Raw genomic sequence first — 16,454 nt, forward strand, 5'->3', positions numbered from 1 at the left:
AAAAAGTGGTTAAGTACGGCACGAGGAGGATTCATATGCAAGAAGAGTCAGTTTCCAAAAGCAATCGCATACTGATCGCTTTTATCCAGTTGGTATTCGCGTATGAGTGGCTGATTTCCGGTTTTGATAAAGTGATCAGCGGAACGTTTGTAGCAGACTTCAAGTCCCAATGTTTGCAAGCCATTCCCGATATGAAGTATCAGTTTTACGGGCGTTTTATGCAATCTTGGTGCATTCCTCACTGTACGATTATCGCCGGATTTGTGGAAATAATGGAAGTCATGCTCGGAGCGGCATTTCTTATTTTGGCCGTTTTCACATTCCGCGGAGTTCTGAATCACAAGATTTCCATGCTTGGCATGTTGACAGCATTGATTGCCGCCATTTTCAATACAAATTTCTTCCTGTATCAAAGCGGTTCCCTTTTTCTGCAAGCATCCGATCCCTTCGACGAGGGCGTTTCCATTGATTTCATCATGCTGCTCGTGCAACTGGGCATAGCCTTCTATTACTTCACATATCGGTTTGGAAAACAGCAAATGAATCAAAGGGAAAAAACTTTTGGGAATTTTGCCTGAACAACGCTATTTCTGTACAACATAATTTTGATTCAAAAAAACGTGAGATGCCCGGTTCCAGGTCATTCCACGTTTTTTCATTCGGCCTGATCCAGCGTTAGCGTACTTCCTGTGCACATGAAAAACGCTGCAAGATATGGTCCTGAAAACGTGCAGGCAATTCCAGGAGAGACCCAGCTTCTGCCGAAGATTTTCCCCATTCAAGGAGCGCTTCATATTGATCATGTTCCGTGAGTCCTCCTAACCAGATTTGTTCCGTTGCTGTTAAAATACAGACCACATTTGCAAGATCGCAAGGCCCGAGACACCCGCTGATGGTAAGTTGGATCGATTTCTTCAATCCCGCCTCTTTCCAGCTTTTTTTCAACCATTCGACTGGAATGGATGGTTTCCCCTTGTCCGTTCGACCGCAACAGCAACCCGAGCATACCAATATTTGACCGAAAACGGCCCGGTTTGTTTTCAACAACATACGAGATATCACCATATTTCTTAAAAATTTGTAAAGGAATCCAAGACTGCCAATTCGTGATTTGATTTCAAATCCCTGCCTGGGAAGACAAATTTCCCATGGAATATGGCCAAGTAAGTGACTCATATCTTTAGTTGTAACAAGGAAATGAGAGAGAACCACCCTGTACAGCTCCTGCAAGGAGGAAAAAACAAATGGAATATCTATCGCTTTTTCTATTCGTTTGTCTACTTGGAGTTCGAAATGGATTAGCGGCAGATCATCTCGCCTTTATTGACGGCCAAACGCGATATAATTGCCGGATTGGAAGTCCTATTGCCCGCTGGGTGGGCACTTTATTTTCACTGGGGCATGGAATCGTATTGGCAAGCATGGCAGTTTTCACTGCTCTTTTCATGCAAAATTTTACGTTTCCAAGTTATTTTGACAGCATTGCGACTTGGGTGTCAATTCTTTCGCTTTTTGCCATCGGAACATTAAATATGTATCCGCTCATTCGTGCAAAGGCCACACATGAAACATTTCAGCTTCGCGGGATGAAAGGAAAGTTCCTCCCTCGCATTGTGCGGGAAACGAGCAATCCGCTTCTGATCATACTCATTGGTGCATTATTTGCACTAGCCTCCGATACGGTAAGCCAAACATCCATTTGGATCATTCCCGCCGCTCATGCAGGAACATGGACATGTGCGCTGCTTTCCCTTGTTTTTATTCTCGCTTCGATGATGATTAGTACGATTGATTCATGGATTACATACCGGGTAATCACCGGTTCTCATAAACTTGGCCAAACGATCTCGATCGTCATCGGATGGGTGATTGTCATATTGGCGTATGGCCTTTCAATCTATCAGCTCGTTCTATTGCTGAATCCGGAGATACAATTGGACTTTAACGACATCGGTGCTGTTATCTTCCTTTTCATGCTCTGCTTCCTTGGATTTGTCGTCCTTCGCAGTCGCCAAAATACAGATGCTTAAAATGCGTGTTCAAAAAGTGGTAAAAGCATCGTTCCTGCTGTTGGCATTCAGAAACGATGCTTGCCCTAACTGATGTTTTTAACTTGCGGTGCAAGGCAGGTGAGACATGTTTGCAACAGCGGCAACGCTTTTTCAATGATTGTAGAAGTCATTTCTAGACTTCTTGATCCAGTCAAGCTGTTTCGTGACGATTCTAAAAAGCTCATGGTCGTCAGGAATTCCTGTATAACGCGTGATCGTTTTTGTCAAACCGTTTTCTTTTATACTCTCTTGGATTTCCATCGCTTCAGGATCGTTTGGATGATCAAATACGAATGCAGCTGCAATTCCAGATCCCAGATGTGTTGGGACAATGCCGTGATTCAATGCCTGCATGGCCGGGCTAACCAGCCGATCGTTCGGAGAAAGCTTTCGTATCGGTGAACGACCCACCCGTGTAACGTCATCCGACAAAAATGGATTCAGGAACCGTTTCAGTATTTTTGCACTATATTCTTCGTGCTGTTGTGGATCAAATCCGTATTTCCTGACTAACAGATTACCTGTCTCTTGTAAGGCGCCTTTTGTTATCCGGTAAATGGATTCATTTGTTATTGCCTGTTCGATGGTTTGAAAACCATATTGATAGCCTACATATGCTGTTACAGCATGTCCGGTATTCACCGTAAATAATTTCCTTTCAATAAACGGAGTGAGATCATTTACATATGTGGCTCCTTCAATTGCCGGGATACTTCCAATTATTTTCGACTGATCGATCACCCACTCAAAAAAGGGTTCGACCATGACCAGCAAGGGATCCTCGTTCTTCTGCAATGGTACGATACGATCCACAGCAGCATCAGGAAAACCTATCATGCTTTCCACCTGTTTTTTGACGGATTCATCCAGCAAATCATAAACGTACGCCTTTAACTGTGTACTGCCGCCAATCGTATTTTCACATGCAATAATATTGAGTGGTTGCTTTTGGGATTTTACTCGCTGTTGAATTCCTTTTGCAATGGCCGGTGCGATAAATTTGAGGATATTCGGACCTACCGCTGTGGTTACAATATCTGCATGCGCAATTTCCCGGGCTACTTCATCTAAATCTTGACCATCGATGGCCCGAACGCCACGAATTTGAAATGTCTCTTTTCCTTCATCTGCAAATAGAACCGTGTATTCGTTTCTGCTGTTAATTTCCGAAACCAAATCTTTATTCACATCAACAAAACATACGTCATATCCTGCTTTGTTGAGCAACATTCCTATAAAACCTCTGCCAATATTGCCTGCACCAAAATGTACTGCAATCATATTTACATCCCCTTGCTAAATATTTCAAGGATTTCTTCTTTTGACGTTGTCTGTACAATTTTCTTGACATTTTCTTCTTCGGAAATGACAATGGCTATATTGGAAAGAATGTCCAAATGTTCGTCGCCAACGGCTGCAATTCCGATCACCAGATACGCCATGTTGCCATCTCCAAAGTCAACGCCGTTCGGTATTTGTACAAAGGAAAGTCCTGTTGACTGTATCCATTTCTTGGAATCCTCTGTGCCATGAGGGATCGCGACACCATTCCCGATAAAAGTAGTAAGAGCCTCTTCCCGTTCCAACATTTTTTGTATATATTCACTCGTAACATGATTTGCCTCAACCAGTAATTTACCAGCCAATTCAATCGCTTCTGTTTTGCTTTCTACCCTGGCATTTAAAACGACTTTTTCCTTATCAAGAATATTTATACTCATTGCAATCACTCCGTTTTCATTGTTTTTAAATAAAATTCGTATAATTTTTTTGCAAAATACGTTCGTATGCTTGCCTCATTTCCTCGCTCCACAATTACGGCTGTTTCATCTGCGATGAGCAAGGAACTAATTTCGCTTAACGTTTCAAGATTTTCTTTTTGCATTTCTTTCGGCCCTAATAACAGCAGGATGTTTTTAATCGAAATTTCCGTATTTTCCATCGACTGTACATGGATGGAATGCTTTAGTGAAAAAATATTGAATGATGATTTTGTCACATGTTCGCTTCTGCCATGAAACAATGCGAATGTAGTATGCGGGATTCCTAACCCGCCCAACTGTTCACGTGCAAGAAGTTGGTTTACAACTGTATCCTTGTTCTTTATCACATTGCGATCCGATAAAATTTCACATGCTTGATTTAGTGTTTCCCGAATGTTTTTTGATTCATTATTTAGCTCGTAAACATGGAATCCTTCAATCAAATGAACAATCTGCCCTAATTGGATTTGCAACGATTTTAATTTCGCGATAGGAGATTCCGTATTTACTGAAACCGATTTTTGATTGCGAATGGTATTGCGGATCCGAATCCTTCGAATAAAATCTTTGATTTTTTTTATTTCCTCTTCCGACAATAATGGGCTGACTAAAATATATTCTTCTTGTTGACCCGGCAACGCAATCGTCGAAATAATAACATCATATTGACTTTTATCAATGTTCCCGATTTCAAATAACGAAATATTTTTCAAAACCTCAATTTCTGGAATTTCCTTTTCGATTCGGCTTGCGAGCATTTTAGAAGTACCAATTCCGCTAGAACAAACGATATATGCGCGAATTCTTTTTATTTTTCCATATTCTTTTTCCAAAGAAGCGCCGAAATGCATCACCAAGTAGCCAATTTCTTCATCAGGCACATGTAAATGCGGAAAAACCACTGTCACTGCTTCTTCAATGATTTCAAAAAGAAATGCATAATCTTTTTTAATTTGCTGAAGAACCGGATTGCGGATTTTCATATTCTGCTTGATTCGGTGAATGGCCGGTTCCATATGCGTCAATAAGCCTTGGAACAAAGACCGTTCATCTGTAAAATTGATTCCTAATTTTTCTTCGCATACCTTTATAAGTTGCTGTACGTTTCTCGAAAGCATCATATTTTCCGCTGGAAACAATTCTCCGGTAGAGTTCCTTAACTTAGCTCCCAATAGATGCATAGTAATATAGCCGACTTCACCAACCGGAAACGTTAATTTGAAAAAATGTTTCAGTCGTTCGATTATTTTTTGGGCGATATGATACTCATGCGTATTGCTTAGTTCCTTTAAATAATTCACATCAAAATCGATTTTTTCGCCTTTCACAATCCGTTCAATAACCAATGAAAGATGAATCACCAACCCGATATACGCACTATCCGCCAACGGATAGGGAAGTTCTTTTTCAACATCCCTTAAAGCAGTTTCCACTTTGATGAGTTTTTCTTTTTCGATCAACCCTAATAAACGTTCCGATGAAGTGTTTATATTTTTAAACGTTTTGTTTTGAATCGTATCCTTAATCGCACCGAGCAACTCTGTTTCATCTAAATTATCTGAAATAAAGCTGCTCATGGCTTTACGCTTTGCAGCTTCTGATCCTTCTATTTCAATCCCATACCCGCGTTTTCGAATAACGGATAAACCGAATTGCCGAAGCCATTCTTCCAAATCATCAAGATCATGGCTTATCGTAGCAGATGTCACTTTCAGATCATATGCCAATGAAATCAGTTTGACCGGTTCTACGGCTTCCAGGAGAGTGCAAAGAATGAGAGCTTTTCTTTCACTAACCGTATATTCTGTTGTTGTAATGTCCAAAAGTTCCGATTGCAATTCCTGCATTTGTTCTGGAGTGCCTAGCACTTGTACGCCAACTCCAGACTTTTTTATTACGATAAGCCCAAATTTCTCAAGTAATGTTTCAATTTCATTTAATTCCCGATGGACGGTTCTGGAACTCACCTCAATTTCCTCAGCCAGATCTTTTATCGTTAATCCTTCTCGTTCGCGCAATAAAATATCCAGGATCATTCGCTGTCGTGAGGAAATATTCATGGCCTGACTCCCCTTAGAAAACAAGGACTTTAACGCTAGCTTTTGCACTAGCGTTAAAGAAACCCTTTATCGTGTTTTTTATACTATTTTAACTGTTGAACAAGTTCATCGTATTTCGGACTGCTCAAAAAGTTTTCCACTGAAATATGTTCGGCATCCGGCTTTTTAGCAATGGCACGGTCTGTCAACGACTTATGCGTAACGACAACATCGGCGTCATTCGGTATTTCATTGATCGCAGTATTGATAACGGTAATATTGAGGCCTGCATCTTTAAATTTTTTCTTGAGAATCGATGCGCCCATCGCGCTAGACCCCATTCCGGCATCACATGCGAACACAACTTTATTTACGTGATGTTTTGCCTCGTGTGCTACTGTCTGTGTCATCGCTTGAACAACTTCACTTTTTTTGCCTTTCAGCTCCTGCATCTTTTCTGCCGCTTTTGTAAACTCATCTTCTTCCGTTTGTTTTACCGTTTTGAGAAGAATAGAAGCAATCAAGAAAGAAACGGCAGCGGCGACGAAGACACCTGCCAACACCGGCAACAGCCCACCTTTTGGCGCCATTGCAATCAGTGCAAAAATACTGCCCGGCGAAGGTACTGCAACCAATCCTGCATGCAACATTTGGAATGTAAATGTGCCGCTTACACCGCCTGCGATCGCAGCAAGGATTAATCTGGGATTCATAAGAACATAAGGAAAATAAATTTCATGAATTCCGCCGAGAAATTGAATAATGATCGCACCCGGTGCGGACTGTTTCGCCATTCCCTTGCCGACAAACCAGTAAGCCAACAGAATCCCCAAACCGGGACCTGGATTCGGCTCAAGCAAGAAATAAATGGATTTTCCTGCCTTGGCTGCTTGTTGCAAACCAAGAGGACTTAAGATGCCATGATTGATCGCATTATTTAAAAACAATACTTTTCCTATTTCAATAAAGATGTTTGCCAATGGAAGCAAACCAACATTCACAATGGCTTGTACACCTGCGGAAAGTGCACTGCTTAAACCGGTTACAACCGGGTCAATCGCCACATAAGCCAACAGCGCCAAAATCGCCGCAACAATTCCGGCTGAGAAATTATTGACTAACATTTCAAAGCCGGCACGGATCTTGCCTTCAAACGCTTGATCCACTTTTTTGATCACCCATCCGCCAAATGGTCCCATCAACATAGCGCCTAAGAACATTGGAATATTCGAGCCAACGATTACCCCCATTGTTGCAACTGCGCCGATCACGCCTCCGCGCGGACCATGAACCATTTTCCCTCCGGTGTACCCGATGAGCAATGGCAACAGATACGTGATAATAGGTCCGACAAGCTTTGCCAAGTGGGCGTTGGGAATCCAACCCGTCGGTATAAATAATGCTGTAATTAATCCCCAAGCAATAAACGCCCCGATATTGGGCATTACCATTCCGCTTAAAAATCTTCCGAATTTCTGAATTCGGATTCTTGCACTCGATGAAGTATCGTCATTTGCAAAAACTGTCGCTTCCACTTCATTTTTCCCCTTTCTGTCTCTTAGATGTTGACAAAATTTAATGTGTTCAAGTTCTGTATTTATAATAAGTCGCTTTTATGCCAAATTCAATGAAATGAAAACGCACTTCAGTCTTACAACATGTTGACAAAATTAAAATATAGAATCGTTTTTTGTAATCGATTCCAGTTTTAAGTACGATTGGCAGCAGAAGATTCGTTCCAAAGTCCAATCATGCATTGTTGATCAAATGTGTTGTTGACTCAAGATGGTATCTGTATTGTTTCGTTGTCTGAAGTACGCTCCCCATGTGTTGAAATAAAGCTATGCAGAACCATGCCAATGACTACAAAACATAGGCCAACAAGTCCGCCAATCGAAATCTTAGTTCCCGCTATTATGAGAAGTTCCCCAATCAACGTAAACACAACTTCTCCAGACTGAGTTGCTTCCACAGTTGCCAATTGCTGAACATTGTCTTTTGCCAAATCTGTCGCCGTAAAAAACAACACAGTGGCAATGACGCCTGAAAACACAGCTACAATGAACGCTTGAAGAGATTGGTTGGCACTTGGAAGTCCGTGTGCGACAATCTGATACAAAGATAAAATCAACCAAATGGGGAGGCTGGCAATTGTCATTCCAAGAGTTCTTTGGTATGCATCCAGCCTGCCTTCACAAAGTTCCATCATCTTACGATTTCCCAGCGGGTACGCGAATGCAGCAATGATGACCGGAACTGTCCCGAGCGACAAATCATGTATAGATACATGTGTTGACTGGGACCATTCCATGAATCCAATGCCGAATAGGATCATTAAAGACATTCCCATACCCTTAAACGGAATTCGCTTTCGAACTTTAACTATGCCATCCGCAGTTTGAAGTGTCTCGTGAAACAAAGGAACTAAAAGTGATCCGGCGATAATTGTAAATTGCCATGTTCCTGCTACCAGCCATGCAGGGCTGTAAACAGACGCAAAACATAATGGCGCATAAAATAATCCAAACCCGATAAAACTCCACCATACCCACTGCCAGGGATGTTGACACATCTCTTTCATCAGCTTTCTAAACCTTTTGCGTGCCAACACGACGACCAATAGCAATGGAAGCATGAATATATATCGCAAGGAAGCACTCCATATCCAACTGCCACCACTATCACTCATCAATTTGTTCAATACAAAAGTAACAGCAAAAAAGAACGACGCTAAAATCCCAATCCCTATTGCCTTCATGATCTGTACCTTCACCCGACATCCCTGTTTTAAAGTTTAAAGGTGCTTGACAGCATGGCACCGAAGATTCATTCTACGAAAATATTTATACCATAGCAAGCACCTAATTGCACGATTTTCCCAGTTGGTGCAACTCCGCATGGAATCCATGTTTCGCAAGGAGTTCTTGATGATTCCCTTGTTCGATTGCGCTCCCGTTTTTCATGATTACGATCAAATCTGCCTCTCTGATCGCATGCAATATTCTCCCGAATCGTGCCGTTAAAGAGCCAGACATCAAGTTCGGAGGATACAATGTGGACAGCGATTGCAAAAAAGGAAGCGCCAAAACCATCGTTGTATACATCCGATAGGTTTTTAATAGTCTAAATAACTTTAACATGCATAAATTTTCTCCGTTCCGTTTTGATTAACATTTCTTGAATAAACATAGTATTCCAGGAATCCACGAATATCATGTGCAAATCCAATTAAAAACGCTTTCAATTTATACTCCACTTATTGTGTCAGATCATGAGAGGATCGAAAAGTTATTCGACACCGCCTAAATTGGCACACAAAAATACCGCTGATGAAACCAGCGGTTTATAATCGGTGTTATTGACAATGACAAGCGCTTCTTCGGAGGTTTCGGCTTTACTTGCAACTATATTGACACAGTACCAACAAGTGGATTTACCTTTACGGCGCAGACTTTAAATCCCGGCATTTTGCAGTTAGGATCAAGTGCTTGATTGGTAATTTTATTCACGTTTTGCAAATCGCCCCAGTGCATGGGAACGAATACGGTATCCTCGCGAATGTCTTCCGTGACTTTGCTTCGTACAATGATGCTGCCTCGTCTGGATTCTACCTTTACCAACGATGCATCTTCAATTCGATATTTTTTGGCTGTTTTCGGGTGAATCTCAAGATACGATTCAACATCGCGCGCCAATAATGTATGGCTTCTTCGCGTTTGAACGCCTGTCAAATAGTGTGTCATCACTCGCCCGGTCGTTAAGTACAAAGGAAATTGATCGTTCATTTGTTCTTTCGGAACATGATTGTCTACAGCTACAATTTCTGCTTTACCATCGGGATGGGCAAATGACGTTTCAAACAGCCGACCTGCTCCGGGGTGATCCTGGGAAGGACACGGCCAATATACTCCGCCTTCTTGTTTTATGCGATCATAGGTAATTCCATAATAATCGGCAATCCCGCCGCGGCTCGCTATTCGAAGCTCATGAAATATCTCTTCGGCAGACGAAAAAGAAAAATATGTTTCTTTTCCAAGAGCAATGGCCACCTCACAAAGAATTTGCCAGTCATGCTTGACTTCGCCCGGACATTCTCTGTTTCCCGGTCGATAAGTAACTCTTCCTTCCAGATTGGTCAGAGTTCCTTCATTTTCCAGGTAAGAAGAGGCTGGCAAAATAAGGTCGGCCATTCTCGCCGTTTCAGAAACGAACATATCCGCGACAACGAGGAATTTTAATTTTTTTAATCCCTCTTCTACCAAATTGGCATTCGGACTTGAAACGACAGGATTTGAACTTATCACAAATAGTCCCGTAATTTCCTGCTGATAGACTTTTTCCAGCATTTCATAAGCTGAAACACCTTTTCCTGGCAAATCCTGCTCATCGATTCCCCACACTTTTGCCACATAAGCGCGATGTTCGGGATTCTCAATCGAACGATAGCCGGGAAGTTGATCCGCTTTATGACCGTGTTCTCTGGCACCTTGACCATTTCCTTGCCCTGTGATGGCGCCATAGCCGCTGCCTATTTTTCCTATTTTACCCGTAACCAATGAGAGATTGATAAAATTTCGCACTGCCATATACCCATCTGTTTGCTGCTCGACTCCCCTGGCCGTGAAAATCATTCCCGTTTCCGCTTTGCCGTACGCTCTGGCCGCTGTTTGAATTTGTTTTACGGATATGCCGGTGATTTCCGCGATGTGCTCCAATTCGATCGTGGATATATGCTCCTGCAGTGCTTCAAATCCTTTTGTACGATCTGCAATAAACGTTTGATCCACATACCCTTCCTCAAAAATCACTTTTAACAGTCCATTGACCAGGGCAGCATCCATTCCCGGCTTGATTTTCAAATGCAAATCGGCGATTTTTGTTGTTGCCGTTTCCCTCGGATCAATGGCAATGATAAAGCTCCTATTTTCCTTGGCTTGCGTAAAATAAGGCATCAGGGTCGGTTGGCATTCGGCAATATTGGTTCCGGCCAATATCATACATTTGCTGAAAGGGATCTCGGACAGTTGATTCGTGAGGCCGCGATCGATTCCAAACGCTTTATTTCCGGCTGTAGCTGCCGCAGACATACAATACCGGCCATTATAATCGATATGTTTGGTTTTTAATGCGACACGAGCAAATTTTCCCAGCAAATAAGCTGTTTCATTCGTTACCGTTGCCCCGCCGTAAACACCCAAAGCATCCAAACCATCTTCCTGTTGAATTCGTGTAAACATTTCTTTGATGAGTCTTATTGCTTCACTCCAAGAAATGCGGACAAACTCCCCATCAACTTTTCGCATGGGATACAATATACGGTCAGGATGCACAGCATGTTGATGCGCATTCATTCCTTTGATGCACAATCGTCCTTGTGATGCGGGATTGTCAAGGGGAATCGCCTGATACGTTTTGCGTCCTTTCTCCTGCACCTCTATGACTTGCATTTTACACTGCACACTGCAAAAAGGGCATTGTGTATCCATTACAGTATTGGATTTTTCTTCTAACGGCTTGGAATGTAAATGCTGTCGTACATTCATCATGCTCTCACCTACTCTCGCGTTAGATCTTTGCTTACGGATACGTGCCGACTCGTTCGGTTTTATCTTGAACCGATTTTTCCCGGTTTTTTTGTATGGCTGAAAGGGCGATTTCCACCTGATCCAATAATTCTGTACGCCTTTCCGACTCAAATAAGATCTCTCGGACATGTTGAATTCCAAGCCGTTCCAACCATTCTGATGTTGATTCTGAATAATAAGCAGTCTCACGGTAATATTGCAGAAAGGCTCCTGCCATTTCAAGGACTTCTTTTTCCGTACGGACCGTACACAATAATTGACCGACCCGGATCCGGCTGCCTCCATGTCCTCCCACATACAGATCCCATCCTCCCGGTACACCCATAACGCCAAAATCCTGAATCGTCGATTCCGCACCGTTGCATGGGCACGGGGAAACTTTCACGTGGATTGAATTAGGTGTTGGCAGGCTTTCAAATTTTTTCTCCAACGCGATGGCTAACTCATCTGTACCCGGCATACTGAATGAGCAGCATGGAGATGCGTCGGAGTGCTTCCCAATTCTATATTCTTCCTTTATCCCTACTGCTGGATGAATCATACTGATATAATAATTCAATGCAGGACGACAATCGGAACATCCCTCTTCCGTTTTCCAGCCCAGAGCTTTCATAGCGGCCTTTCCAGTGGTAAACGACCCTTCCTTCAACTCTTGAACAACAGCATCATGACTTAATGCGGTACAACTGCAGATGGTTTCTTTTTCCTCCTCAAAACTTAGCTCGGATTCGTGCTGAAGGGCATATTCCAAAATCGAAGACACCAACGGTCTGCATCCACCGCAAGAACCGGAAGCTTTTGTACATTGCCTGACCTGTTCAACGGTGGTCAGTTCTTCTTTGCAGATGGCTTGCATAATGGCTCCCTTGGATATCGTATTGCAGACACATACCACCTCATGATCCGGCATGGAAGCAACCATCTCTTCGCCTGCTGCAGCACCGGATGAATGAAGAATCGGGAGCTGTTTGAATTCGGAAATGTCCGCTTGTCGGTTAATCAGCCCCAATAGGTTGCTGCTCTCCCGAATATCGCCGAACAAGACAGCACCTACCATTTTGTTGTCGCGGATCAGCACTTTTTTATAAATCCCATTGACTTCATCCAGCACTTTCAGGGATTTTGTATCGTCGCCTTCCATAAATTTCCCAGCAGAGAACACATCGACACCGGACACCTTCAATTGTGTGGAGAGAACAGACCCTTCGTACCCTTTCTCTTCGATTCCACATATCTTTTTGGCCAATACTTTCCCTTGTTCATAAAGAGGAGCAACCAATCCATACACCATTCCGCGATGTTCCGCGCATTCCCCGACGGCATAAACATGCGGAACATTCGTCTGCAAATAGTCATCTACGACAATACCGCGATTCGTTAAAATGTTGCTGTCCCTTGCCAATTGAACATTGGGGCGAATGCCGACAGCCATGACCACCAAATCAGCGGCTGCCTTCGTACCATCTGTAAATCGAAGTCCTTCCACTCGTTTTCGCCCGATAATTTTTTCCGTATGCTTCTCGAGCAAAAAGTTCATGCCTTGCTTCTCCAGTTCGCGCTGCAACAATTTGGATGCGGCAGGATCAATCTGGCGCTCCATAATGTAATGGAAGATATGAACGACATCCACTTCCATGCCGAGATTCAGCAGACCTCTCGCCGCTTCCAATCCCAATAATCCCCCTCCGATCACGACCGCTTTTTTATACTGCTGCGAGACTTCGATCATTTTTTCGCAGTCTTTAATGTCCCGAAACGCAGTCACCCCGATCTTATCTGCTCCAGGTAACGGCAGCATAAACGGCAGGGAGCCTGTTGCGATAATTAATTCATCGTATGCCACGTGCCGTTTGTGGTCGGTATATACCACTTGGCGATCCGGATCGATTTTGACAACCGTTTCCCCTGTAAAAAGTTGAATTTGATTTTGTTGATACCAATTCCAATCATTAATCGTAATATCTTCAATCGATGTATCCCCTTGAAGTACCTTTGATAATAGGATACGGTTATAGTTCGGGTGTGGTTCACGTCCAAAAATCGTAATCTCAAAGGCTTCCCGATCCATGTTCAAAATCTCTTCAATACAATGTACACCCGCCATTCCGTTTCCTACGAGTACCAATTTTTTCTTCTTCATAAAAAACCTCCAAAACGATTGCACTATGACGCTTGTTTGGAATTTAAAGGATTTCGTTATTCTCGATCCCATAATTTTTGAATGATATTGCATCGAATGGCGATGAGATATTTATGAAACACAAAGGAAAACATCCGTGCTTTCATTCATTCACGGTTACTGGAACATCCAATCTTTCAAACATGGAGCGTACATTCTTGTCTTCGATTGCTTCTTGCCATGGATCCTGCGTAACAGCCAAAGCTTTATCCAATCGTTCAACAAATGATTTTCTCGTATCCGGATTGTCTAATACCTGTTTGATCTGTTCCAATCCGACGCGTTCGACCCAGTGTGAGGTTCTCTCCAGATATTTCGCTGATTCTCGGTAATACTGCAAGAATGCAGCCGACCATTCGAGCACTTCTTCACTTGATTTGACTTTACAAAGCAATTCAGCTGCACGTAAGTGGATACCGCCATTACCGCCTACATAGATTTCCCAACCACCGTCAACTCCGACAACGCCAACGTCTTTGATGCCAGACTCCGCACAATTTCGCGGACAAGCGGAGACAGCCATTTTTACTTTGTGTGGGGTTTGTATCCGTTCAAATCGTTTTTCCATATCAATTCCCATCTGGATCGAATTTTGTGTTCCAAATCGGCAAAAATCAGCGCCTACGCATGTTTTAACCGTTCTCAAAGCTTTTCCATACGCATAGCCGGACGGCATATCCAGGTCTGCCCAAACATTTGGCAGATCTTCTTTCTTGATCCCCAACAAGTCAATCCGCTGACCGCCTGTGATTTTGACCATCCGTGCCTGATACTTTTCAGCCACGTCAGCAATTCGGCGCAATTCATCAGGATTCGTCACTCCACCATACATTCGGGGAACAACGGAATATGTGCCGTCATTTTGAATATTGGCATGCAGACGCTCGTTGACAAAACGAGAATCCCGTTCATCTTCGTGTTCTTCCGGCCATACCATACCTAAATAGTAGTTAAGAGCTGGCCGGCATTTCGAACAGCCTTCCTTTTGCTCCCAATCTAAAACATACATCACTTCTTTGATTGTCGTCAGGCCCTTTGATTTGATCTCTTCGACAACTTCATCCCTGTTCAGAGTTGTACACGAACAAATCGGCTCTTTTTCAACTACTTGGAATCCATCACCCAATGTACACTTCAAAAGCTCTTCAACCAAAGGCTTGCATCCTCCGCAAGAACGACAAGCACCCGTGCATCCTTTTACCTTTTCTACCGAATCCAATCCCTGTTCTTGTATCGCTTGGACGATCGCACCTTTCGTCACACCGTTACAACCGCAAATCAATTCATCATCGGCCATTTCCGCTACGCCTGCGGAAGACACACCGCCAGCCTTACTTTGAGAACCCGCAAACAAGGATTTTAACTCGGAAACTTCCGCGCCATTGCGGACCATCTGAAATAAGCGGGTTCCATCGCTTGTATCTCCGAACAATACTGCACCAATAACGGTTTTGTCACGAACCAGCACTTTTTTATAAACTCCGGTAAAATCGTCCTGGAACCGGAATGCATATGTATCCGGCTGATCCATAAATTCACCTGCGGAAAACACATCGACACCTGATACTTTTAACTTGGTGGAAAGGACGGAACCTTCATACGGTTCGCTTTCCACACCGCAAATCCGTTTCGCCAAAACAGATCCTTGTTCATATAACGGTGCGACTAATCCATAGACAATTCCCCGGTGTTCCGCACATTCCCCGACTGCATACACATGAGGAATATTGGTTTCCAAAAAATCATTCACGACAATTCCACGGTTGACCTCAATGCCGCTCTCCTTGGCAAGAGTTACGTTTGGGCGAATCCCTACAGCCATGACAACAAGATCGGCTGCCAATTCATCTCCATCTTTAAAACGCAGCCCTTGTACGCGATCGCCTCCATAAATTTCTTCCGTTTGTTTATTCATTAAAAATTTCATCCCTTGCGATTCCAGCTCCGCTTGCAATAGCTTACTCGCTGTGGGATCTAACTGACGTTCCATCAGACAGTCAAACACATGCACGACTGTTACATCCATGGCAAGATTCAACAACCCGCGGGCAGCCTCTAGTCCTAATAGACCTCCACCAATGACAGCAGCCTTCTTGTATTTCTTTGATGCGGCCATCATCATTTCACAATCTTTGATGTCCCGGTAAGCAATAACACCGTCTTTTTCCACCCCTGGCAATGGAAGCATAAACGGATTTGAGCCTGTTGCCAAAATCAATTCATCATATGTCTCGACGATGCCCTGGTCTGTATACAGACATTGGTTTTCCGTATCGATTTGTGTTACCTTGTGGCCGGCATGCAATTGAATATTGTTTTCCTTGTACCAATCCCAGTCGTTCAAAACAATATCATGTATATTTGATTCTCCAGCCAATACATAGGAAAGTTGAATCCGATTGTAGTTGGGATACGGCTCCGCCCCAAATATGGCAATATCAAACGAATCTCTTGTCAGCTTTAAGATATGTTCGATACAGCCAACTCCTGCCATTCCGTTTCCTATCAATGCCAATTTTCTTTTGCCCATCTCTTCCACTCCTTGATTTCTAATCTATTTCCAGGCCGGCTTTCACTTTGGCTAACAATCCCAATAAAAAACGATCATGGATAGCGTTGATACTATATTCATGTTGAAGCTTTTACTCGCCATCGACTCAATCTCCTTTGATCAGACTGACTCAGAAGCAATCACTCTATTATGTCACTTTATATAACATATAAAGTTATGAATATTATTATAATTGTTGTTTACACTAATTTCAATATAATTATGTAAAAAAACTTAACATATATTTTATGTTTTCTTCGGACATCTTTTAACCATGGATCAATCA

At 42.9% G+C, this 16,454-nt stretch carries 12 protein-coding genes; 2 read left to right on the forward strand and 10 right to left on the reverse strand.

Annotated elements, in window-relative coordinates:
• Positions 1 to 35 precede the first annotated feature (35 nt).
• Positions 36 to 578 (forward strand): hypothetical protein, encoded by a 543-nt coding sequence (locus tag LSG31_RS18440; protein ID WP_347436506.1) that lies wholly within the window; start codon positions 36 to 38, stop codon positions 576 to 578.
• A 97-nt stretch (positions 579 to 675) separates the two neighbouring features.
• Here LSG31_RS18440 and LSG31_RS18445 read toward each other — a convergent pair whose 3' ends face one another.
• Complete coding sequence (locus LSG31_RS18445) at positions 676 to 1,050, reverse strand: (2Fe-2S) ferredoxin domain-containing protein (protein ID WP_347436507.1); 375 nt, start codon at positions 1,048 to 1,050, stop codon at positions 676 to 678.
• Between the two features lie 194 nt (positions 1,051 to 1,244).
• Here LSG31_RS18445 and LSG31_RS18450 point away from each other — a divergent pair, with 194 nt between their 5' ends.
• Positions 1,245 to 2,030, forward strand: a complete 786-nt coding sequence (locus tag LSG31_RS18450) for a HoxN/HupN/NixA family nickel/cobalt transporter (RefSeq protein ID WP_347436508.1) — start codon at positions 1,245 to 1,247, stop codon at positions 2,028 to 2,030.
• 132 nt (positions 2,031 to 2,162) lie between these two features.
• Here LSG31_RS18450 and LSG31_RS18455 read toward each other — a convergent pair whose 3' ends face one another.
• From LSG31_RS18455 to nirB (LSG31_RS18495), 9 genes are all read right to left on the reverse strand, one after another.
• The gene (locus tag LSG31_RS18455; RefSeq protein WP_347436509.1) at positions 2,163 to 3,332 is read right to left on the reverse strand and encodes a mannitol-1-phosphate 5-dehydrogenase; all 1,170 of its coding nucleotides are present in this window, start codon (positions 3,330 to 3,332) and stop codon (positions 2,163 to 2,165) included.
• A 2-nt stretch (positions 3,333 to 3,334) separates the two neighbouring features.
• A complete protein-coding gene (locus LSG31_RS18460) occupies positions 3,335 to 3,772 on the reverse strand; it encodes a PTS mannitol transporter subunit IIA (protein WP_347436510.1) in 438 nt (145 codons plus the stop codon).
• A gap of 5 nt (positions 3,773 to 3,777) precedes the next feature.
• Positions 3,778 to 5,874 (reverse strand): BglG family transcription antiterminator, encoded by a 2,097-nt coding sequence (locus LSG31_RS18465; RefSeq protein ID WP_347436511.1) that lies wholly within the window; start codon positions 5,872 to 5,874, stop codon positions 3,778 to 3,780.
• A gap of 83 nt (positions 5,875 to 5,957) precedes the next feature.
• Positions 5,958 to 7,304 carry a PTS mannitol transporter subunit IIBC gene (locus LSG31_RS18470; protein WP_430734289.1) on the reverse strand — a complete coding sequence of 449 codons (1,347 nt, stop codon included), beginning with the start codon at positions 7,302 to 7,304 and terminating at the stop codon, positions 5,958 to 5,960.
• 329 nt (positions 7,305 to 7,633) lie between these two features.
• Positions 7,634 to 8,611 carry a DMT family transporter gene (locus tag LSG31_RS18475; protein WP_347436513.1) on the reverse strand — a complete coding sequence of 326 codons (978 nt, stop codon included), beginning with the start codon at positions 8,609 to 8,611 and terminating at the stop codon, positions 7,634 to 7,636.
• 103 nt (positions 8,612 to 8,714) lie between these two features.
• Positions 8,715 to 8,993, reverse strand: a complete 279-nt coding sequence (locus LSG31_RS18480; RefSeq protein ID WP_347439594.1) for a hypothetical protein — start codon at positions 8,991 to 8,993, stop codon at positions 8,715 to 8,717.
• Positions 8,994 to 9,257: 264 nt separating this feature from the next.
• Positions 9,258 to 11,399, reverse strand: a complete 2,142-nt coding sequence (gene nasC / locus LSG31_RS18485) for an assimilatory nitrate reductase catalytic subunit NasC (RefSeq protein WP_430734208.1) — start codon at positions 11,397 to 11,399, stop codon at positions 9,258 to 9,260.
• 31 nt (positions 11,400 to 11,430) lie between these two features.
• Positions 11,431 to 13,578, reverse strand: coding sequence for a nitrite reductase large subunit NirB (nirB, locus tag LSG31_RS18490; RefSeq protein ID WP_347436515.1), 2,148 nt, complete (start codon positions 13,576 to 13,578; stop codon positions 11,431 to 11,433).
• A gap of 142 nt (positions 13,579 to 13,720) precedes the next feature.
• Positions 13,721 to 16,147: a nitrite reductase large subunit NirB gene (nirB, locus tag LSG31_RS18495; protein WP_347436516.1), complete on the reverse strand. Its 2,427-nt coding sequence runs from the start codon at positions 16,145 to 16,147 to the stop codon at positions 13,721 to 13,723.
• Positions 16,148 to 16,454 lie beyond the last annotated feature (307 nt).

Source organism: Fodinisporobacter ferrooxydans, from assembly GCF_022818495.1.
Lineage (GTDB): Bacteria > Bacillota > Bacilli > Tumebacillales > MYW30-H2 > Fodinisporobacter > Fodinisporobacter ferrooxydans.